General features: G+C 49.9%; 18 protein-coding genes. 3 read left to right on the plus strand and 15 right to left on the minus strand.

The annotated features are described in order from the left end of the window. The 12 genes from serS to prfA all read right to left on the minus strand — a co-directional run bounded on the left by serS (position 1) and on the right by prfA (position 14279). Positions 1 to 1320, minus strand: a complete 1320-nt coding sequence (gene serS, locus PRU_RS03565) for a serine--tRNA ligase (protein WP_013065156.1) — start codon at positions 1318 to 1320, stop codon at positions 1 to 3. Between the two features lie 166 nt (positions 1321 to 1486). Then, on the minus strand, positions 1487 to 1750 hold the full coding sequence (gene rpmA, locus PRU_RS03570; RefSeq protein WP_013064241.1) for a 50S ribosomal protein L27: 264 nt from the start codon (positions 1748 to 1750) through the stop codon (positions 1487 to 1489). A gap of 21 nt (positions 1751 to 1771) precedes the next feature. After that, complete coding sequence (gene rplU, locus PRU_RS03575) at positions 1772 to 2089, minus strand: 50S ribosomal protein L21 (protein ID WP_013063597.1); 318 nt, start codon at positions 2087 to 2089, stop codon at positions 1772 to 1774. A 459-nt stretch (positions 2090 to 2548) separates the two neighbouring features. Beyond that, the gene (locus PRU_RS03580; RefSeq protein ID WP_041385628.1) at positions 2549 to 4327 is read right to left on the minus strand and encodes an AAA family ATPase; all 1779 of its coding nucleotides are present in this window, start codon (positions 4325 to 4327) and stop codon (positions 2549 to 2551) included. Further along, on the minus strand, positions 4327 to 6825 hold the full coding sequence (locus PRU_RS03585; RefSeq protein WP_049769069.1) for a transglycosylase domain-containing protein: 2499 nt from the start codon (positions 6823 to 6825) through the stop codon (positions 4327 to 4329). The genes PRU_RS03580 and PRU_RS03585 overlap by 1 nt, the downstream gene beginning before the upstream one ends. After that, positions 6806 to 7726, minus strand: coding sequence for a tRNA (adenosine(37)-N6)-dimethylallyltransferase MiaA (gene miaA, locus PRU_RS03590; protein WP_013064257.1), 921 nt, complete (start codon positions 7724 to 7726; stop codon positions 6806 to 6808). The genes PRU_RS03585 and miaA overlap by 20 nt, the downstream gene beginning before the upstream one ends. Next, a complete protein-coding gene (gene lpxA, locus PRU_RS03595) occupies positions 7713 to 8486 on the minus strand; it encodes an acyl-ACP--UDP-N-acetylglucosamine O-acyltransferase (protein ID WP_013063623.1) in 774 nt (257 codons plus the stop codon). The genes miaA and lpxA overlap by 14 nt, the downstream gene beginning before the upstream one ends. 20 nt (positions 8487 to 8506) lie before the next feature. Then, positions 8507 to 9898 carry a bifunctional UDP-3-O-[3-hydroxymyristoyl] N-acetylglucosamine deacetylase/3-hydroxyacyl-ACP dehydratase gene (locus PRU_RS03600; RefSeq protein WP_143040074.1) on the minus strand — a complete coding sequence of 464 codons (1392 nt, stop codon included), beginning with the start codon at positions 9896 to 9898 and terminating at the stop codon, positions 8507 to 8509. A 24-nt stretch (positions 9899 to 9922) separates the two neighbouring features. Further along, complete coding sequence (gene lpxD / locus PRU_RS03605; RefSeq protein ID WP_013064825.1) at positions 9923 to 10966, minus strand: UDP-3-O-(3-hydroxymyristoyl)glucosamine N-acyltransferase; 1044 nt, start codon at positions 10964 to 10966, stop codon at positions 9923 to 9925. A gap of 37 nt (positions 10967 to 11003) precedes the next feature. Next, positions 11004 to 12233: an HD domain-containing protein gene (locus tag PRU_RS03610; RefSeq protein WP_013063863.1), complete on the minus strand. Its 1230-nt coding sequence runs from the start codon at positions 12231 to 12233 to the stop codon at positions 11004 to 11006. 29 nt (positions 12234 to 12262) lie between these two features. Beyond that, entirely contained in the window at positions 12263 to 13126 is an 864-nt protein-coding gene (gene pyrF / locus PRU_RS03615) for an orotidine-5'-phosphate decarboxylase (protein WP_013063298.1), read from the minus strand. 37 nt (positions 13127 to 13163) lie between these two features. Then, on the minus strand, positions 13164 to 14279 hold the full coding sequence (gene prfA, locus PRU_RS03620) for a peptide chain release factor 1 (protein WP_013063878.1): 1116 nt from the start codon (positions 14277 to 14279) through the stop codon (positions 13164 to 13166). 129 nt (positions 14280 to 14408) lie between these two features. Here prfA and PRU_RS03625 point away from each other — a divergent pair, with 129 nt between their 5' ends. Then, positions 14409 to 16457, plus strand: a complete 2049-nt coding sequence (locus PRU_RS03625; protein ID WP_177168153.1) for a sensor histidine kinase — start codon at positions 14409 to 14411, stop codon at positions 16455 to 16457. 71 nt (positions 16458 to 16528) lie between these two features. Here the strand turns inward: PRU_RS03625 and PRU_RS03630 are convergent, their stop codons facing one another. After that, positions 16529 to 16735 (minus strand): hypothetical protein, encoded by a 207-nt coding sequence (locus tag PRU_RS03630; protein ID WP_041385630.1) that lies wholly within the window; start codon positions 16733 to 16735, stop codon positions 16529 to 16531. A 226-nt stretch (positions 16736 to 16961) separates the two neighbouring features. Here PRU_RS03630 and PRU_RS03635 point away from each other — a divergent pair, with 226 nt between their 5' ends. After that, complete coding sequence (locus tag PRU_RS03635) at positions 16962 to 19178, plus strand: peptidase domain-containing ABC transporter (RefSeq protein WP_013065639.1); 2217 nt, start codon at positions 16962 to 16964, stop codon at positions 19176 to 19178. A gap of 6 nt (positions 19179 to 19184) precedes the next feature. After that, positions 19185 to 20471: an HlyD family secretion protein gene (locus PRU_RS03640; protein WP_041385631.1), complete on the plus strand. Its 1287-nt coding sequence runs from the start codon at positions 19185 to 19187 to the stop codon at positions 20469 to 20471. A gap of 46 nt (positions 20472 to 20517) precedes the next feature. Here the strand turns inward: PRU_RS03640 and PRU_RS15995 are convergent, their stop codons facing one another. Together PRU_RS15995 and PRU_RS15210 are read right to left on the minus strand one after the other, a co-directional pair. After that, on the minus strand, positions 20518 to 20619 hold the full coding sequence (locus PRU_RS15995; protein ID WP_157054619.1) for a smalltalk protein: 102 nt from the start codon (positions 20617 to 20619) through the stop codon (positions 20518 to 20520). A gap of 17 nt (positions 20620 to 20636) precedes the next feature. After that, positions 20637 to 21191, minus strand: coding sequence for an HU family DNA-binding protein (locus PRU_RS15210; RefSeq protein WP_013063990.1), 555 nt, complete (start codon positions 21189 to 21191; stop codon positions 20637 to 20639). Positions 21192 to 22073 lie beyond the last annotated feature (882 nt).

Genomic DNA, 22073 nt, shown 5'->3' on the forward strand with positions numbered 1-22073 from the left:
TTAATCAATCATGTCGCAACCCATGTAGGGTACGAGTGCTGCTGGGATCTTGATACCGTTTTCGGTCTGATTGTTCTCCAGCAGGGCAGCCACGATACGAGGCAGAGCCAAAGCCGATCCGTTCAGTGTGTGGCACAGCTCGGTCTTCTTGGTCTCGCTGTTACGATAGCGGCACTTCAAGCGGTTAGCCTGGTAGGTGTCGAAGTTAGATACACTTGATACCTCGAGCCAGCGTCCCTGAGCCTCTGAGTAAACCTCGAAGTCGTAGCAGATAGCGCTTGTAAAGCTCTGATCGCCACCGCAAAGCAGCAGAATACGATAGGGAAGCTCTAACTTCTTGAGCAGGCCCTCAACGTGTTCCAGCATCTCCTTGTGGCTCTCCTTTGAGTGCTCGGGCTTATCGATACGTACAATCTCAATCTTCGAGAACTCGTGCAAACGGTTCAGTCCGCGAACGTCCTTACCGTATGAGCCAGCCTCACGACGGAAGCACTCTGTGTAAGCACAGTTCTTGATAGGCAGATCCTTCTCGTCGAGGATCACGTCGCGATAGATGTTTGTTACAGGTACCTCGGCTGTTGGGATGAGATAGAAGTCGTCAACCTCGCAGTGGTACATCTGTCCCTCCTTATCGGGCAGCTGGCCTGTACCGTAGCCTGATGCAGCATTAACTACTGTAGGAGGCATAATCTCGGTGTAGCCGCTCTTACGGGCCTCGTCGAGGAAGAAGTTGATGAGGGCACGCTGCAGACGGGCACCCTTACCGATATAAACGGGGAATCCGGCACCAGTGATCTTTACGCCCAGATCAAAGTCGATGAGGTTGTATTTCTTGGCCAGCTCCCAGTGGGGCAGGGGATTAGCGATACCAAGTGATGGGTTAACGTCCCAGTTTCCAACGGTGTCGTTAGCGGTGCACTCCTTCAGGTTGCTCTTTACTACGTGGTTATCCTCAGCTACCTTGCCCTCGGGAACCTCGTCGTAAGGGATATTAGGAATCTGGCACAGCAGAGTGGTCATCTCCTCCTGAGCCTTAGCCATAGTCTCGTCGAGCTCCTTTGACTTCTCCTTGAGCTGAGCCACCTGAGCCTTTACCTGCTCGGCCTCGTCCTTCTTGCCTTCCTTCATCAGACGGCCTATCTGTCCTGAGAGCTGCTTCTGCTCGTTCAGGCATTTATCAAGTTCCTGCTGAGCTTCGCGACGCTGCTTGTCAACGGCCAGTACATTGTCGATAGCCTCCTTGGCGCCGGCGAAGTGTTTCTTCTCCAATCCGCGAATTACGCGTTCTGTTTCCTCATTGATGAGTTTGAGTGTTAACATCTTAAATACGTATTTATTAGTTTATATTCTTTATCTAAGGCGCAAAGGTACAAATAATCGGTTAAATAGCCAAAGAAATAAGCTAAAAAAAGCAGAAATCCCGCTACTCCTTGCGGAGTGCGGGATCCTGTTGTTTGTTTGGAATAAGTGTTTCTTAATAATTCTCTTAGGCCTCAGCGTTTGGAATTACTGATACAACGCTCTTGTTGTACTTGCCCTTGTGGAAGTTTACGGTACCATCTACGAGAGCGTAGAGAGTGTCGTCCTTACCGATGGCAACGTTGTTACCAGGATTGTGCTTTGTACCACGCTGGCGAACGATGATGTTACCAGCAACGCACTGCTGACCACCGAAGATCTTGATGCCAAGTCGCTGAGCTGCGCTCTCACGACCGTTCTTAGAACTACCTACACCTTTTTTATGTGCCATAATGTTGTTCCTCCTACGTTTTTAAGCGATTACCGACTTGATTACTACTTCTGTGAACTGCTCACGATGACCGTTGCGAACGCGATAGTCCTTACGACGCTTCATCTTGAAAACGATGACCTTGTCACCCTTTACGAGTGGGTTCACTACTTCACACACTACTTTTGCTCCGTCTACGGTGGGAGCGCCTACCTTTACTGCACCGTCAGCATCTACGAGCAGTACCTTGTCAAATTCAACAGTCTTGCCTGCCTCAACATCCTTGATGTGGTGCACGAAGAGCTTCTTGCCCTGCTCGGCCTTGAACTGCTGACCCTGAATTTCTACAATTGCGTACATTTGCTTTTTATTTGTATTTAGGGGTTTTTCCGCGAGGCGGCATACGTTCGTACACACTTAACTCTGCCCCAACGGACTCTAACGGGGTGCAAAGGTACATATTTTAATTGATAGTTGATAGTTTATAGTTGATAGTTTATTATTATTTATGAAAAATTAACCTTTCGGGTAGGGATAAAAAAAAGAGCAATGACTTTCGCAAGCGATCGCTCCATATCTTCAATAGGTATTAGTCTTCTAAGGTAAAAAGATTGTTTTCAGGATAACGGTGGCAAAGGTAAGGCTTTTTTTGGAAACTCACAAATTTTTTCGCGTTTTTTTTTGACGAATCGGCTCTGTGCACCTACACAAAGTTGTATTTTAAACAAAATTAACAAAAATTGCTATGTAAACGATTGCAAAATGGGGGTATTTTGATAGTTAAGAATTTAGAATTATGAACAAAGAGGAGGGGGGGATTTATTTAGTTGATTTCTGAAGTTTTTTCAGTCGGCGTTGTGCGTCGCTGGCATCAGGGTATAATTCGAGTGCTTTCTGATAGTTGCGGATAGCGGCTTCGGTCATGTGTTCGTGTTCGCACTCGCGACCCATGATGGTGTATTCGGCAGCCAGGCGCTTCAGCATCTCGCGCTTGGCATCCAGTTCGTTCTTCAGCTGGGCCATCTCAGCTTCGTGGTCGGCCTTCAGGCGTTCTATCTCGCGTTTCTGGCGATTGATAATCTCCAGCTTATGACGGATATAACGACGGATATGCGGCTTCTCGATATCGTAGCGCAGATGGATGGCTTTGAAGAAAGAGTCGAGGAATAATTTGAAATCACCTCGGTCAAAGGCGGTTACGGCATCGTGGTATTCGCGGTCGGCCTTACCTTCCTGCAGGGCCTGGTTAATTATCTGCTGGTTGTTGTACTGATTGGCAAACCTTACTACCTCGGCGCGTACAAAGATATCGCTGGGGCGCAAGGGCTCTTTCAGTGTGATGCCTTCGAGCGATGTACAACGCGAAAGGGCCACATAAGTCTGTCCGCCTGCAAAAGCGCCACCGCCACCAAAGTCGATCGAGATTTGCGAGAATGTCAGTCCCTGACTCTTGTGTACCGTTATGGCCCATGCCAAGCGCAGCGGGAACTGGGTATAGGTGCCTAAAAGTTCTTCCTCAATTTTCTGTTCCTTCTCGTTAAAGGTGTAGCGCATGTTCTCCCAGATGTCGCGCTCCACGTCAAACTCCTCGTTATCTTCGGTCATCACGCCAATCACGCCGCCTTCCTCGTCGATATACTCGATGGTGCCCAGCGTACCGTTAACCCAACGCTTCTCCTTATCGTTCTTGATAAAGATAATCTGTGCGCCTGGTTTCAGGTGCAGTTCCATAGGTGTGGGCAACGAGCTCTCGGGGAAGTTGCCTTTGATTTCGCCCTTAAACATACTCACTTCGCCGTCCAGCGCATCCAGCTGCTGGTCGTTGATGAAATCAACGGTATCCCTGCGGGCAGCGAGGGTTACTGTTAGTTGGGTGGTGGCTGATGGGTGTTGGGTGTTAGTGGTTTGTACGCGATTGTTCAGCGAATCCAGATCGTGCTGGGTGGCGGTGTTGTTGCGGATGCGATCCAGGATGGCGATAAACTTATCGTCGGTTTGGCGATACACTTTACGCAGCTCGATAGATACAATCGGCATGGTCTGCCACACTTTGGCGTTAAAGAAATAAGCCGAAGGGTAGAAGGGCTGCAACAGCTGTCGGTCGTCGTCCTTCAGCACAGGCTCCAGCTGGTAGATATCGCCCACCAGCAACAGCTGTTTGCCACCAAACGGCTCGGGGTTACGCGTGTACGCGCGTAATACCTTATCTATAAAGTCGATAATATCGGCACGCACCATCGATATCTCGTCGATGATAATCAGCTCCACCTCGCGTATCAGTTTGCACTGGGCGCCGTTATATTTCAGGGTTTTCTTCAGGTTCTTCCAACTGTACTGCACATCGTTGGGCAATAGTGGGTGGAAGGGGAGTTTAAAAAAGCTGTGAAGTGTTGATCCACCTGCATTGATAGCTGCAATGCCGGTAGGTGCCAGTATCACGTGCTTCTTTTTGGTGTTCTTCGAAACGTAGCGCAGAAAGGTAGATTTACCAGTGCCCGCTTTTCCGGTTAGGAAAAGCGAGCGCCGTGTATAGTTGATGATTTGGAGAGCGTCTTGCCACTCTTTGTTGTCCAAATCAAGTTGCTGTTCTGCTTGCATTAATCTTTTTTCTCGGTAGCTTCGCCGTTATTGTTTGGTGTTGGTGTGGTGTTGGCGTTCTCGTGGTCGGCCTCACCGGTCTTGATACTGCCGTCGCCCTGCACCTCAATCAGTTCGCCGCTCTCCGAAACGTGGAGCGAGTCAACAGCGATCGAGTCGGAATCCGAAGGCATAGCCAGATAACCGCCGCAACCATACATAGCCTGTGTGAGCGAATTATCCTTTGATGCACCAAACTTAGCGTGATACTTCTGGAAGGCAGGATCCTTGAGCAAGCTACCCAGGAAGTAACCACAGATGGGCAGTGCCGTACGGTTACCCTGACCCAGCATACCCGAACGGAAGTGGATGCAACGATACTCGCCACCTACCCATGCGCCACAAACCAGGTTAGGTGTGGTGCCGATAAACCAGGCATCAGAGTGGTTGTTTGATGTACCGGTCTTTCCACCAAAGTCGGTGTCGGTCACGTCATAACCTACAAATCCTCTCAGTCGTGAGCTGGTACCGCTCATACCACCCATCAGCAGCTGCTGTACCAGGAAGGCGCTGCGGTAAGGAATGGCCTGCTCGCCCTGTGTAGGAGCCTCGTAAATTACGTTACCGTCGCGGTCCTCAATCTTGCTTACCAGTACGGGATCGTGCTGTACACCATCGTTACAAGGTGTGCAGTAGGCGCTTACCATCTCCAGCAGGTTTACGTCGCTCGAACCCAGAGCCAGGGCTGGGGTAGCGTCGAGCTTGCTCTTGATACCCATGTCGTGGGCAGTCTTTACGATATTGTCGATACCGCACTCCTGACCCAGGCGAACGGCTACCGAGTTGATACTCATAGCAAATGCCTGCTTCAGGGTGATGTCGGCGTTCGAGAAACGTCCGTCGGCATTGGTTGGTGCCCATGTCACCTCCTCGCCGTGATCCATCACCTTCATCGAGAAGTACTCGTCCTTACGGGTGTCGCAAGGGGTGATGCCCTGATTCATGGCCTCGGTGTAAACAAACAGCTTGAAGGTAGAACCAGGCTGACGCATAGCGGTAACCTTGTCGTACTTCCAGGTCTTGAAGTCAACATCGCCCACCCAAGCCTTTACGTGTCCGGTCTGAGGCTCGATGGCCACAAATCCGCAGTGCATAAAGCGCTCCATATAGCGCAGCGAGTCGAGTGTAGAAATCTCTTTCTCGATATAGCCAGTCTCGCTGTCGTAGTCGAACAGGCGTACCTTATGAGGCAGGTTCAGATAGTAATCGATAGAATCCTGATTATCCTCGAACTTTCTACTCAGATATTTATAATAAGGTGTCTTCTTGGCCAGATCCTCGATAAAGTGGGGTATCTCAACGTGGCGCTCGTCCTGCCAGGGATTAGTGCTGCCCCAGTGCGAGTTAAAGCTCTTCTGCACCTGTTTCATCTGCTTTACGGCAGCCTCCTCGGCATACTTCTGCATGCGCGAGTCGAGTGTGGTGTAAATCTTCAGTCCCTCGGTGTAGTAAGCGTATTTGTTGTTCTCGCCGTAGTAGTCGGTACACCAGCTCTTCATAAAGTCGGCCACAGCCTCGCGGAAGTAGTTTGCCTCGCCGTCGTAGGCATTCTCCACGCTATAGTCGAGCTTAATTTCCAGCTGCTTCAGCGAGTCGCACTCCTGCTTGGTCAGGTCGCCGTGCTGGTGCATCAGGTCGAGCACAATGTTACGGCGCTTCAGCGAGTTGTTGGGGTTAATCAGCGGGTTGTAGTAGGTGGTAGCCTTCAGCATACCTACCAGCACAGCTGCATTCTCGGTAGTGAGATCCTTTGGCGAGCAACCAAAATAAGTTTTACAAGCTGTCTTGATACCGAATGCGTTCGAACCGAAATCCACGGTGTTGGCATACTGTGTCAGAATCTCGTTCTTGTCAAAGAAGAACTCCAGCTTGTAGGCAGTAATCCACTCCTTACTCTTCAGGATGAGTATCTTGATACCTGGGATGTTACCCAGCAAACCTGTAGAATACTCCGAACGTGTACGGAACAGGTTCTTGGCCAACTGCTGTGTGATGGTTGATGCGCCACGTGCATCGTGATGCAGGGCGTAATCCTTCAGGGCAGCAGCAAAAGCCTGATAGTCGATACCATGATGACTGTAGAAACGCTCATCCTCGGTATCAATCAGGGCCTTCCAGAAGGCGGGGTTAACATCGTCGTAGCCTACAGGGGTACGGTTCTCGCTAAAGAACTTACCAATCTGTTTGCCATCGGCACTGAGAATCATCGAAGCCTCGGCTGGGCGCTTGTTCTTGATGGTGCTCATCGAGGGGCTCTTACCAAACAGCCACAGGAAGTTCATGTCAACGGCTCCTAAGTACAGGAAGAAAGCCACCACCAGCGAAGCGATGCCCACCAGTGTCTTTACGTACCAGGCACGTCCCTGATACAAGCCTTTATACCAAGGCCAGAAGCCTTTGATTTTCTGTTGAGCCAGATTCAGCCAGCCCATCATCTTTTCAGTTGTTTTGTTGCTCATAGTCTTGAGATATGTAACTATAAATTTGTTCTATTTCGTCAGGGTGAAACCACCTTATCTGTTCATCTTTCTTATACCATGTTAATTGTTTGCGTGCGTATCGCCTGGTGTTACCCTTTATACGTTCAACGGCCTCTTCCAGTGTCCAGGTGCCGTCGATGTAGGCAAACATCTCTTTATAACCCACCGTGTTGAGCGCGTTCATGTGGCGCATCGGGTACAAACGTTGTGCTTCGTCCAGCAGTCCGTCGGTCATCATCTGGTCAACGCGTTGGTTGATGCGGTTGTACAGTTCCTCGCGGTCGCGGTTCAGTCCGATTTTCACAATGCGGAACGGGCGTTCTTTCTTTTCGCGTTTGCGGAACGAGGTGTAAGTCTTACCTGTCATCAGGCATATCTCCAGTCCGTGCACCACGCGGCGAGGGTTCTGCTTGTCAACTATCTCGTAGTACTCAGGGTCAAGCTGTCGCAGCTCTTCCACCAGCGCTTCAAGTCCTTCGTCGGCCAGTCGGCGTTTCAGGGTTTCGCGCGTCTCATCGTCCACAGTCGGTATGTCGTCGATACCGTTGCACACAGCATCAATATACATCATGCTACCGCCTGTAAGCAGGGCATAGTCGCTATGCTCGAATTCGCGCTGCAGAATTTCCAGAACCTGTTGTTCAAAGAGCGATGCACTGTAGTAATCGTGCAGCGAGAGCGAACCCACAAAGTAGTGGGGCACTCGTCGCATTTGCTCGATTGTGGGACTTGCTGTCCCTATCTTCAGTTCCTTGTAAATCTGCCTCGAATCGGCATTGATGATAGGTATGCCAAAGTGCTGGGCTATGTCGAGACACAAGGCTGTTTTGCCTACGGCCGTTGGCCCTGTGATCACGATAAGCGTCTTAGCGGATGACACCTCTCTTCGAATTTTCGATAAACGAGCAGATATATTCTACCTCCTTAGAGTCGGGGTACTTAGCGCGGGCCTCGGCCACACCTTCCTTCATCACACCTTTTGAGTAGATGATACGGTAGGCATCGTGGATGGCCTCGATGGTCTCGTTCGAGAAACCACGACGGCGCAGTCCGATCAGGTTCACGCCAGCATAGCGGATAGGCTCCTTACCTGCAATCACGTAGGGAGGAATGTCCTGACTGGTACGGCTACCACCCTGGAACATGATGTAACCACCCACGTGCAGGAACTGGTGGAACAGGCAGCAGGCCGAGATGATAGCGTTGTCGTCAACTACTACCTCGCCGGCAAACTTGGTTGAGTTGCCGATGATACAGCCGTTACCAATCTCACAGTCGTGTCCGATATGCATATTCTCCATCAGCAGGTTGTTGTTACCCACGGTGGTCTTACCCTTCGAGGCAGTACCACGACTGATGGTTACGTTTTCGCGGATTGAGTTGTTGTCGCCAATCTCACAGGTGGTCTCTTCGCCAACGAACTTCAGATCTTGGGGCTTGGTAGAGATTGATGCACCTGGGAAAATCTCGTTATTGTTACCCAGACGGGTACCAAAGTGCAGTGTTACGCCGTTATACAGCTTGTTGTTGTCGCCGATTACTACGTTCTTGTCGATCACGCAGAAAGGGCCGATAATATTGTTGTCGCCCAGTTTTGCCTCGGGGTCAACAATTGCCATTGGGTGTATCTGATTTGCCATTTTTCTTTGAACTTTGAACTTTATTTATTCTTCACAATCTGGGCGGTGAAGGTGGCCTCGCTTACTACGTGGTCGCCTACGAATACGTAGCCCTTCATCGATGAGATACCGTGACGTACGGGTGCCAGCAGCTCAACCTTGAAAATCAGGGTGTCGCCTGGTACTACCTTCTGACGGAACTTCACATCGTCTATCTTCATAAAGTAGGTGCTCCAGCGCTCGGGCTCCTCCAGGGTGTTCAGTACCAGCAGTCCGCCGCACTGGGCCATAGCCTCAATCTGCAGCACACCTGGCATCACGGGCTCCTGTGGGAAGTGTCCCTGGAAGAAAGGCTCGTTGGCGGTGATGTTCTTGATACCTACGATAGTGGTTGCGCCCAGCTCTACCACCTTGTCAACCAGTTGCATGGGGTAGCGGTGTGGCAGCAGTTCGCGAATACGGTTCACGTCCATGATTGGCTCCTCGTTCGGATCGTAGATAGGTGCCTGGATCTCGTGCTTACGAATCTCCTTGCGCATCATGCGTGCGAACTTATTATTAATGGTGTGGCCAGGACGTGTGGCAATGATACGTCCCTTGATGGGCTTGCCAATCAGTGCCATATCGCCGATGATATCCAGCAGCTTGTGACGTGTGCACTCGTTCTCCCACTGCAGGGGCTTGTGCTGAATGTAACCCAGGTCGGTAGCGTCGCGATGCTCAACGTGCAGCATATCAGCCAGCATGTCCAGACGCTCCTGAGTGGTCTGACGCTCGTAGATAACGATGGCGTTATCCAGGTCGCCGCCCTTAATCAGGTTGGCCTGCAGCAGAGGCTCGATATCGCGTACAAACACGAATGTACGTGCGCTGGCAATCTCGGTGGCATACTTAGCGGGGTCGTCGAGTGTTGCAAACTGCGAGTTGATAAACTTACTCTCGAACGAACACATAGCGGTGATGGTAAATGCATCGTCGGGCAGGATAGTGATGCACGATCCTGTCTGCTCGTCCTTAATCTCTATCTTCTTGCGGATGATATAGTAATCCTTGGGTGCGTTCTGCTCCTCGATGCCTACCTCCTGAATCTTGTTGACGTAGAGGATGGCCGAACCGTCGAGGATAGGGAACTCAGGACCGTTTACCTGAATCAAGCAGTTGTCGATGCCCAGTGCATAGAGGGCCGACAAACCATGTTCAACGGTCGAAACGCGCGCATCGCCCTTAGCCAGTACGGTACCGCGCTGGGTATCGATTACGTTCTCGGCGATGGCGTCGATGATAGGCTGACCCTCCAGGTCGATTCGCTGAATCTTATAACCTGTATTCTCGGGTGCAGGGTTGAATGTAACGGTCAGGTTCAAACCTGTATGCAGACCTTTTCCGAACAAAGAAAAGCTGCCTTTCAGTGTTTTCTGTTTCATATCATTTATATTCTTTTTTGCAACGCTAAATTATTATTTCTCCAGTTTTTCTTTCAGGGCGTCGATTTCGCGCTGCAGGGCGGCTACCTGGCGATACATATCGGGCAGCTTGGCGTCGATGGCGCGTGCCTTGAAGTACATCTTTGGATTAACGGCGGGCGAACCAATCAGCTGCTCACCATTACCCTTGGTGTTGCTGATCACACCGCACTGGGCACCTACAAAGGTCTTGTCGGCCACCTGGATGTGTCCGGCAAATCCAGCCTGTCCGCCAACCATACACCAGGCACCAATCTTGGTGCTGCCTGCCAGTCCTACCTGAGCACTCATCACGGTGTTCTCGCCAATCTCGCAGTTGTGAGCCACCTGAATCAGGTTATCCAGCTTCACACCCTTGCGGATGGTGGTCTGTCCCATGGTGCTGCGGTCGATACATGTGTTGGCACCAATCTCAACGTTATCCTCGATTACTACGATACCAATCTGTGGAATCTTATCGTAGCCCTCGGTGTTAGGTGCAAAGCCAAAGCCGTCGGCACCTACCACGCTACCTGCGTGTATTGTAACATTATTTCCAATCTTACATCCCTGATAGATGGTTACATGGGGGTAGAACAAGCATTTCTGGCCTACCTGTACGCCATCACCAATCACGGTGTGGGGATAAATCTGACAGCCGTCGCCGATCACTGCGCCATCGCCAATCACGGCAAACGCACCGATATACACGTTCTCGCCAACCTTAGCCTTGGGCGAGATTGATGCCAGCGGGTCGATACCTGTCTTGGCGGGCTTCATGCTCTCGTAGAACTGCAACAGCTTGGCCACGCACTCGTAGGCGTTCTTCACGCGAATCAGTGTGCAGCTTACTGGGCGCTCCAGTTCTACATCCTCGTTAATCAGTACTACGCTCGACTTGGTGTCGTAAATGTAATGGGTATATTTTGGGTTTGAGAGGAACGAAATGGCGCCCTCAACACCCTCTTCAATCTTAGCGAAAGTGCGAACGGCTGCATTCTCATTGCCTTCCACTCTTCCCTGTATCAATTCTGCAATTTGTTTGGCTGTAAACTCCATATTGTTTGCAATTATTTAAAAATCCGTGCAAAGATAACTATTTTTCTTCAAATCTTTGATAACAAAGATAATATTTTCGTATTTTTTTTGAAAGTAACTGAACATTTAGCAGCTCCGAGGCTTCCGATATGTCTCTGATTTCGCCGTTTTTGTAAAGTATTTGTATCTTGTCGTCATCTACGTTGTACATGTCCTTCTGGATGGTGTTCAGACTCATCAGATAGTGGGCGTCCTCGTAAGGTATGTCCATGTGCTGGGCAATGCTGCGCTTCAGCTCGTCAAGGCGCTCGGCTGTGGGCTCTTCCTCCAGCACCTCCACCTTGAAGATGTGGCGATCCAGCATGTCGGTAGCCAGTGTGGCCAGTATCTTGTCGCTGTGGTGCTTCCAGGCCTTCATGGCACTCCAGATGTCGCTGTCGTCAAGCTCGCTGTAGTACTGCAGCGCCTCGGCATGGGTGGCAAACCACTCGGCATCGATGTCGTTCTCCAGGAAGTAGAGTAGGGCGGGCGATGCAAACACCTGCTGGCCGTTACGTATCAGCCACTTGGCGCGGTTCAGCATGTTTACCAGCACCTTTTCGTAGGCCACACATGTGCGGTGCAGATACACCTGCCAGTACATCAGGCGGCGGGTGGTCAGATAGTTTTCCAGCGAGTAGATACCCTTCTGTTCTACTACAAGCGAATCGTCTACCACGTTCAGCATCTTGATGATACGTGCGCTGCCAATGTTGCCCTCGGTAACGCCTGTGTAGAACGAGTCGCGGCGCAGGTAGTCCAGTCGGTCCATATCCAACTGACTGGATATCAGCTGGTGCAGGAAGTTCTTCGGATACTCGCCTTTGAATATCGATATGGCCAGGTTCAGCTGTCCGTTCAGCGAGCGGTTAATCTCCTCCATCATCATCAGCGAAATCTCCTCGTGACTGATGCCGCTAATCAGCGTGTTCTCCAGTACATGCGAGAACGGACCGTGACCGATGTCGTGCATCAGGATGGCGGCCTGTACCGCCTCGGCTTCCGAGTCGAAGATAAACTGTCCCTTCTGTTGCAGGTTCTGTATAGCCTCGCTCATCAGGTGGAAAGCACCCAGTGAGTGCTGGAATCGCGTATGCCTGGCCCCAGGATACACCACAGAGGCCAACCCCAACTGATTGATGCGGTTCAGCCTCTGAAAAAGCGGGTGCTCTACAATCCCGTAGAGTATGCCGCGTGGTATCTTGATAAACCCGAAAACCGGGTCGTTGATGATTTTAACCTCGCCCACTTGTTACATTGAACATTGAACATTGAACATTAGCAGATGCCGGCATCTGCCAGGATCTTGGCCATCTGCTGCTGCAGCTCCTGGGCCTTCTGTCCAGCCACCTCGTCAAAGTCCTTCTCATTGCTGGCGTAGATAATGCCGCGAGAAGAGTTAACCAGCAGTCCACAGTCCTTAATCATGCCGTACTTGCAAACCTCCTCCAGACTGCCGCCCTGAGCACCAACGCCAGGAACCAGCAGGAAGTGGTTAGGGGCCAGCTTACGGATGTCCTCAAACATCTGTCCCTGTGTGGCACCAACTACGTACATCATGTTCTCGTCGTTGCCCCATTCCTGACTCTTCTTCAGTACCTTCTCAAACAGGCGCTCGCCATTCTCGTCCTTCATCAGCTGGAAGTCGTGGCTGCCCTTATTGCTGGTAAGAGCCAGCAGCACTACCCATTTGCCATCGTAGCCCAGGAATGGTGTAACGCTGTCTTCGCCCATGTAAGGAGCAACGGTCAGCGCATCTACATTGTACTGCTCAAAGAAAGTCTTGGCGTACATCTTCGATGTGTTACCGATATCGCCGCGCTTGGCATCGGCTATAATCAGGTGCTTGGGATAGTTCTCCTGCAGATATTCGATAATGCCCTCGAAAGCAGCCATACCCTCAATGCCGTAAGCCTCGTAGAAGGCCAGGTTGGGCTTGTAGGCCACACAGTAGGGAGCAGTAGCATCAATAATGCGGGTGCTAAACTCAAACAGCATGCCGAAGGTCATCTCTTCCTCCTCATACTCTTTCTTCACAATCTCCTTCAGGCCTTTGGGCATCTTGTCCAGGTCTGTGTCCAGTCCCACGCACAGAAAGCTCTGCTTCTCGCGAATCTGTTCAATCAGTTCTTTTCTGGTCATATCTGATTTAATTCTTTAATGTTTAATGTTTAATGTATTAAAGTTCGTTTTCCTTCATGCGCTCAGCATTCTCAGCTACGGTCAGCGCATCAATCATGGCCTGAATATCGCCACCCAGGAAACCCTGCAGATCGTGTGTGGTATAGCCGATGCGGTGATCGGTTACACGACCCTGTGGGAAGTTGTAGGTGCGGATCTTAGCCGAACGGTCGCCGGTAGAAACCAGACTCTTACGACGGTTAGCGATATCGTCCACGTACTTCTGGTGCTCCTTATCATAAATAAAGGTGTACAAACGAGAGAGTGCGCGCTCCTTGTTCTTAGGCTGGTCGCGGGTCTCGGTACACTCAATCAGGATCTCCTCGGTCTCGCCAGTGTTAGGGTTCTTCCACATGTAACGCAAGCGTACACCCGATTCAACCTTGTTCACGTTCTGACCACCGGCACCACTCGAACGGAAGGTATCCCACTTGATCTCACCCTCGTTCACGTGTACCTCAAACTTGTCGGCCTCGGGCAGCACGGCTACTGTGGCAGCACTGGTCTGCATACGTCCGTTGCTCTCGGTCACTGGCACACGCTGCACGCGGTGTACACCACTCTCGTACTTCAGTGTACCGTAAACGTCGGCACCTGTTACCGAGAAGTCAACCTCCTTAAATCCGCCCACGGCACCTTCAGATACGTAGGTAATCGATACCTGCCAGCCCTTCGACTCGCAGTAGTTCTTGTACATCTTAAACAGGTCGCCAGCAAACAGGGCAGCCTCGTCGCCACCTGTTCCTGCACGTATCTCCATTTCTACGTTCTTGGCATCTTCTGGGTCTTTCGGTATCAGTGCAATCTTAATTTCCTCCTCCAGCTGTGGCTGTAACTCCTCGTTTATAGCCAGCTCCTCGCGTGCCATCTCCTTCATCTCAGGGTCGGTCTCGTTAGCCAGAATGTCCTTAGCCTCCTTAATACCGTTCAAGCACGCAATATAACGTTTGCGGGCGTCCATAATATCGCCCAGGTCCTTGTATTCCTTAGTCAGTTTAACGAATCTCTGCTGGTCGGCAATCACGGCGGGGTCGGTAATCAGGGTCGAAACCTCCTCGAATCGTGCCTCCAGTCCATCTAATTTTTGAAGAATGCTGTTACTTGTTTCTGCCATCTTATTTATATATATTATATTTGGGCGGCAAAGTTACAAAAAAATGCGAAGATTTCAAAATATTTTTGGGTTTTAATGTTGTTTTTCTGTTTTTTATCGCTATCTTTGTGCCCAAAAATGTACCAACATATGTCATTACTTAAAAAAACTTTTCAGTTTTCATGGATAGGCCTAGTAGCAACCGTGATGCTTCTCTCATCGTGTGACAATGCTCAGCAGAGTCATGATTTGGAATTCGATCGTGTGCATAACATCATGCGATATTCTGATTCCATCCCTCGTACCGTCGATAGTTTGATGGCGCTGGGTGAAATCAATCAGATGTGTGCCGACTTTTATAATATGTCGTATTACATGAGCCCGAATGTAAATCGTTCCAGTGCGATTGCTGATAGCGCCTTGATGCGTCCTGTCGTCACAGAACAGGATCGCTTCTATCACTTCCTGATAGCAGCCAATAACTCAGAGCTGGAATACACGAGTCGCCACTACGAGTCGGGCTTGCGAAAGGCTCAGCAGTTGGTCAACAGTGTTGATACCAGTTTTATCAATCGCCACTATCTGCTGCAAACGGGCTATCTGTTGGCCTATAGCAATCTGGCACTTAGCTATATCCATCTGGAACGTTCAGCCGAGGGTGAAAAGTACATGCAGCAGGTGATGAAGCTGATTGATCAGTTTGAAAAAACGTCTGTAAACGACTCTGTTGCACAGCATAATTGGGCGGCTAAACGTACGCAATTCGCCGTTGCCGCTATGATTTCTTATTGTAATATGCGCCAATGGGATGGGGCAGAGGCCTGGATGAATCGTGCCGAAAAATATCTTCAGAATATGGCGGATAATCCTCGTGTCGATAAGTCGCATTACCCCATATTCTGCTATCAGGTTAGTTGTGTCAAATCCTTTATCCTCGAAAAGGCAGGCCATCATCAGGAGGCTGCTCAGGCCTATGACGATTTTATGAAGAATCCCTTGTCAAAATCAGTGGTTGCTCGTATCAATTCGGTTTCATATCTCAATAGTAGTCATCGCTATGAGGAGGCCGAGCGTAATATCAATGATGTTGAAACTGTGATGGGACAGTTGGGCATGAAGATGGATCTTGAGACACTTAACGGTATTGTTAAGTTAAAGTTCGATGCCCATTTGGGTGCAGGTCATCGCGACTCTGCCCTTGCTGTAGCTACACGCATTCTTGACAGACTCGATTCGGCTGAGGTATGGCAGAGACGTGACAAGACAGCCGAGTTGGCTACCATCTATGATATGAGTAAGAAGGATGCCGAGATTGCCGAAAAAGAGGCTAAGATCAACCAGATGCGCATAGTTGTACTGTTGATAGTGATTGTGCTGCTTTTGGTGTTCTTCTTTATTTATGCCTTCACTCGTCGTCGTGCGGCTGCCAGCCTGAACCAGAAGAACGAGCAGCTGTTGATAGCCAATGCCCGTGCCGAGGAAGCATCGCGCATGAAGACCAGGTTTATCCAGCAGATTTCGCACGAGTTCCGTACCCCTCTGAATGTGCTTTCGGGTTTTGCTCAGGTGCTCACGGATTCGGATGCCTATCTCGACGAGAGTTTGCGTCAGGATGCCAATCGCCAGATTCTCGAAAATACCAACCGCATTACCAACCTGGTTAATAAGATGCTGGAGCTGTCGGATGTGAGCAGTCGTACGGTCATCGATCTTACCGATCAGGTTTCAGTTGAACAGATAGCCACCGATGCCATCGACGCTTCGGGTATAGACGATGCCGATCATTTAGTGTTCGAGATGCAGGCTGGCGACGAGGCTTCGTCGGTGCGCATCACCACCAATAAGCGTGCAGCTGTTCGTGCGCTCGCGCTGTTGCTCGATAATGCACGCAAGTTCACGGCACCAGCCGAGGCCTATGGTCATCATGATGCTGCTGATAAGAAACAGCGTGCCGTCTTGAAGGTAAGCATTACCGATACGCTTGTGCAGTTCATCGTCGAAGATACAGGTATGGGTGTTCCTGCCAATCAGGCTGAGCGCATCTTTGATGAGTTTGTGCAGCTCGATGAGTATTATGATGGTACGGGTATCGGACTCACGGTAGCCCGCAGTTTTGCCCGTCGTTTGGGTGGTGATGTGAAGCTCGACACCACTTATATCGCTGGTGCCCGCTTTGTGATGACGCTTCCAAGAAAATAACCAAAAATAAAGTGGCAGTGAGAATTACCTCGCTGCCACTTTGTTTTTCTTGCAGTTTTTTACATTCTACTTTACTTCTTGTTATTCATCTTATTCTTGATTGCATTAATCAGAGAATTAAGCAGAGATGTAGAAGTATTTGTATCCTGATTACCATTTGTACCTGTTGTAGTGATCAGTGTAGTGGTAGGTATCAAATTCATAACACCACCAGGTAACAGTATCCATCCGTCACCACCTTTAACAGCCTTGAGCTGCGCTCTTTCTAATTGTTTCATAATTGTTGATTTAATTAAATTTGTAATTGTACTTTTGAATTATTTGATAATAGTTTTTTAATTTCTTGGCAAATGTAAGCAAAATAATTTGGATGACGATAATAATAGCTGTTTTAATTAACATAGTTTAAATAAATATTAACTGAATGTTAACAAACTTGAAGTTATTGTTTTATTTGCCATTTTCTTGCTAACTTTGTGGCCAGATTGCTAAAAAACAAGGTAAATGAATAAACCATTCCCAATATTCACTCAACACGATGTGATGGAATGTGGCCCAACCTGCTTACGCATGGTGATGGCCTATTATGGGCGCAACTATCCGCTGGAACGGTTGCGCGATATGTGTCATATACAGCGCGATGGCGTGTCGCTGCTCGGTGTTGCTGAGGCTGCCGAGCAGTTAGGCATGCATACCACAGGCGTGAAAGCTACGCTGCAACAGTTGGTCGACGAGGTTCCACTTCCGTGTATCCTGCATTGGAATCAGGGGCATTTTGTAGTGCTCTACGAGGTGAAGCGTACCAAAGAGGGGCTACAGTTCAAGGTGGCCGATCCCGTAGGTCAGCGCATCACCTATACCGAGCGCGAGTTTCTGCGCTACTGGGCTTCGGATACCGAAGAAGGACAGCCCGCTGGTATCGCCCTGATGCTGGAACCAACACCCGATTTCAATCGCGACGAGTATGTCGAGGATGATAGCGACCGCAAGGCCCGTAAGCGCAGCCTCATGCTGTTGCTGTCGTATATGCGACCTTATAAGAAGCTCATCGCGCAGCTGTTCTTAGGGCTCACGGTGGTCTCGCTGCTGCAACTGGTACTGCCGTTCCTCACGCAGGCTATCGTCGATTTCGGTATCTCGCGCCAGGACCTCGGTTTCATCGTCCTGGTACTTATTGCGCAGCTGATGCTCATGATAGGTAGCACCTCGGTACAGTTCATCCAGAGTTGGATACTGCTTCATGTTTCTACGCGCGTAAACCTGTCGCTCTTGTCCGACTATCTGGCCAAGCTGATGCGCTTGCCTTTCAGCTATTTCGATACGCGCCTTACAGGTGATATCCTGCAGCGTATCGACGATCACGACCGTATCCAGACGTTCCTCACGGGTAGCAGCCTATCGCTGATACTCTCGCTGTTCAATATCGTGGTGTTCGGTGCCGTTATCCTCATTTACGACTGGCGCATCTTCTTTATCTTCATGCTGGGCAGTGCGCTCTATGTGCTCTGGGTACTGCTGTTCATGCGCCGTCGTGCCAAGCTCGATACCAAGTTGTTCGCCCAGAACGCGGCCAATCAGAGTAAGATTGTGCAACTTATCGACGGTATTCAGGAGATTAAACTCAACACCTGCGAGCAGCAGAAACGCTGGGAGTGGGAGCGTGTGCAGGCGCGCATTTTCCGCCTCAATATCAAGAGCCTGGCGCTCAATCAGTATCAGGAATCGGGTGCCACGTTCATCAACGAGGTGAAGAATCTGGTTATCACGGCGCTGGTGGCCATGCTGGTACTTCGTGGCGATATGACACTCGGTATGATGCTGTCGGTGCAGTATATCATCGGTAGTCTGAATGGTCCAGTCAATCAACTGGTCGATTTCATCCATCGCTATCAGGATGCCCGCCTCAGTCTGGAGCGTCTGCAGGAGGTGTACGAGAAGGACGACGAGGTGCAGCCCGATCGCCAGCTTATCAGCCAGGTGAGCGGCGATGGTGATATCCTGATCAAGAATCTTACCTACCGTTACGATAAACTGAACGACAAACCTACACTCGACCATATTGATGTGGTGATACCTCACGGCAAGACTACGGCGATTGTCGGACTGAGTGGTAGTGGTAAGACCACGCTGCTCAAGATGATTCTCGGCTTCTATAAGCCCGATGCCGGCGAGGTGGTGATAGGCTCGTCGGATCTGGAAAACTACGACAAGCGTGCATGGCGCAGGCATTGTGGTGTGGTAATGCAGGATGGTTTTATCTATTCCGACACCATCGCCCGCAATATCGCTGCCGGTTTCGAGGTGATTGATACCGAGCGACTGGTGCAGGCAGCCCGCGTGGCCGAGATCGACGATTATATCCGCCAGTTGCCGCTGGGTTATAACACCAAGATTGGTGCCGAGGGCAGTGGCTTGAGTCAGGGTCAGAAGCAGCGCATCCTGATAGCCCGTGCCGTGTATAAGAATCCCGACTACGTGTTCTTCGACGAGGCTACCAACTCGCTCGATGCGCAGAACGAGCATGCCATCATCCAGAATCTGGCCGACTTCCTGCATAATCGTACATCGCTCATCATTGCCCACCGACTCAGTACGGTGGTTGATGCCGACAATATCCTGGTGATGAGCGAGGGGCGCATTGTCGAGTCGGGTAATCACGCCCAGCTGTTAGAGCGTCGCGGCATCTATTACGAACTGGTAAAGAACCAACTGAATGTTTAGCAGAAAATGATGGAAGAAGATAGAATCGAACTACATAGCGACGAGGTACAGGACATCATCTCGCGTCCGCCATCGTCGTTGATAAAATATGGTATTACAGTCATTGCCGCTGTGGTGGCGCTGGTTGTCATTGGCAGTTTTATTTTCCGTTATCCCGATGTGGTGCAGGGTAGGGTGGTAGTCACGGGCGATACCCCTCCCAATCGTATTGTGGCCCGTGCCGATGGTCGTTTGCAGGAGCTTCGCCTGGCCGATGGTCAGCAGGTGTCAAAAGGCGCCATCATCGCTGTGGTCGAGAATACCGCCAATACCGATGATGTGGTAAGTGTGAAACAGGCCGTCGGTAAGCTGTCGGTTAGTGGCGAGCCCATCCCCTTCGCTGCCGATCAGTCGTTGCGCCTGGGTGTGGTGCAGGATGCCTATAATCAGTTCTGCGATGCCGTCGTCAGTTACAATCAGGCCGTTCGCCTCAATATCTATCGCCAGCAGATACTGTCGGCACAGAAGGAGCATGCCTCGTTGTTGCGCCACGAAAGTAATCTCAAACGTCAGCTCGAAATGAGCCAGCAGCAAGCCGATCTGGTCAAGCACGATCGCGATCGCGAAAAAAGCCTGCACGAACGCAAGCTCACTTCCGATGCTGAAATGGAGCAGAGTCAGCGCTCGTTGATCTCGGCCCAGCTCTCCGTCGAGCAGGTACGTACCGACATCTCGCAAACCCAACTCAGCATTGCCCAGATAGATAATCGTCTGGCCGAGCTTCAGGTGCAGTACCAGCAGGATATGCAGCATGTTACGGCCACGCTGCAGTCGGCGCTCAACACCCTCAAGGTGGCCATCGGTCAGTGGGAGCATCTCTATGCCCTTGTGGCCCCAGCATCCGGCAAACTGTCGTACACCAATGTGTGGGCGGTCAATCAGAATATCACTACAGGTCAGCATATCTTCTCCGTTGTCGAGTCGCGCAAATCATGCTTTGTGGGTAAGGTTCTTCTGCCAGCCACAGGCTTCGGTAAGGTCAAGGAGGGCCAGCGTGTAAACATCATGCTCGATGGCTATCCCTATCTCGAGTTCGGCTATCTGCGTGGCACGGTAAGCGGTCTTTCAGCAGTCGCCAATCAGGATGTGTATGTGGCCACCATCACACTGCCACAGGGCCTGCATACCACCGTTGGACGTGAACTACGGTTCACTGGCGAGTTGAGTGGCCAGGCCGAGGTCATCACCGAGGATATCAGCCTTGCCGTCCGCATCATCCAACCCCTGCGGTACATCTTCCATCACAACGTATAAAACGAAAAACAGAGGGTGCCCAGTTGGACATCCTCTGTTTCTTTTGTTAATACCCCATACACGAGGTGGCTCCCAATGCCGTCACTATCGCCGTCGCGATCGATGCTATCATCTGCACGATAAACTTAAATGTTTCTTTCTTTGTCATAATTTAATGTTTAATGTTTAATCTCCGATTGGCTCATTGCTGTGACCGCCGCCTCCGGTATTACCACCAGTGTTTCCACCGGTATTACCGCCCTGGCTGCTACCACCACCGCCACTGTTACTTGGTTTATCCTCCTCCTCGGTCAGCTGTCCAGCAAATGTCTCTGCATTCACAAACTCCGCCTTCTTGATAAACTCTCTGCTCGAGATGTTGGTCTCAGCCTCCTGGTCGGGTAGGAACCTAATGTGCAGGGCCTTCAGGTTCTTGGCTGGCGAGAAATCCTCCTTCTTCAGGGCTCCACCTTTCTCGTTCTCGATGGTGGTGAAGAAGATGCCCAGACCGTCGATCTTTACTCGTTTCGAGTTCAGGAGCATTTCCAGCAGACAGCTTCTGAATTTCTCCAGCACTCCGAATACCACGTCTGGGGTGTAGATGCTTCCGTGTTCCGAGATGTGGTTGGCCATCTTGCGGGTGTTCAGTGTTTCGATGGTTTTTCCGTGGGCAAACCACTTACCGTAAATCTTCGAGTTCTTGATGTTGTTCTGCTTCAACAGATAAAAAATCTTTGCCATAATGTTGTGTGTTTTAATTTTAAAATGGTTAATAACTAAGTGTTGTTTGTGTCTCTCAAAAGTTTTGCGCGCTTTGTTTTTGATTAACGATGCAAAGGTACAAAAAATATTTCAAACTACCAAATATTTTAGCCACTTTTTTATCAAAAAGCAAAAATATTTTGGTTATCCATTTCGTACGCCAAGAACCGTAATTTTTTCGCCTCAAAAATTACGGATTTCGCTCAAATAAGTATAACCTCGTCTGCTATGCTCACCTCCACACCGCACGCCGCACGCCGCAACTTTTCCGTACTTCACACTCGCAGCATTTTGTCTTTAGAATATTATATATTATTATATATATTATAATATATATAATAATATATAATATTTATAATACTAATTAATCCACATCCACCATCGCACCCCTCCACACCGCAAAACCAAAAAGTTGCGGCGTGCGGCGTGCGGTGTGATGCTATCACCACTACATGCATTTTAGCGGAGTTTAGAGGCTCGTTTTTTGCATTTTAGCGGAGTTTACAAGCCTAAGCCAAAAACAAATGTTAGGTTTATTCGTATTAAAAAACAATTGATTAATACCATAGACGAAAAGTTCTCCAAAGGCTTAGATAGTAGCTGGTGATTGGCTACCCAAAAGCAACCAGAAAGAATGTGGCTCTGGCCTTAGGCGGTATCAGTAGGATCGGTTCTCTTTATCAGAAATAGGCGAGTATTCCCTCATAAAATTGGCAAGAAGTGGTAGTTATTCCCTCATAAAATTGTCGCGACAGTGGCGCGACAATTACAAGAAGAATTCGGCCGGAAAGGATTTGATGAGAAAAGTATCCTTTGAGGACAAGGAATTAAACGAGACAGTGGTTGTTCGGAAATTCCGAA

This window comes from Xylanibacter ruminicola 23, assembly GCF_000025925.1.
Classification (GTDB): Bacteria; Bacteroidota; Bacteroidia; order Bacteroidales; family Bacteroidaceae; genus Prevotella; species Prevotella ruminicola.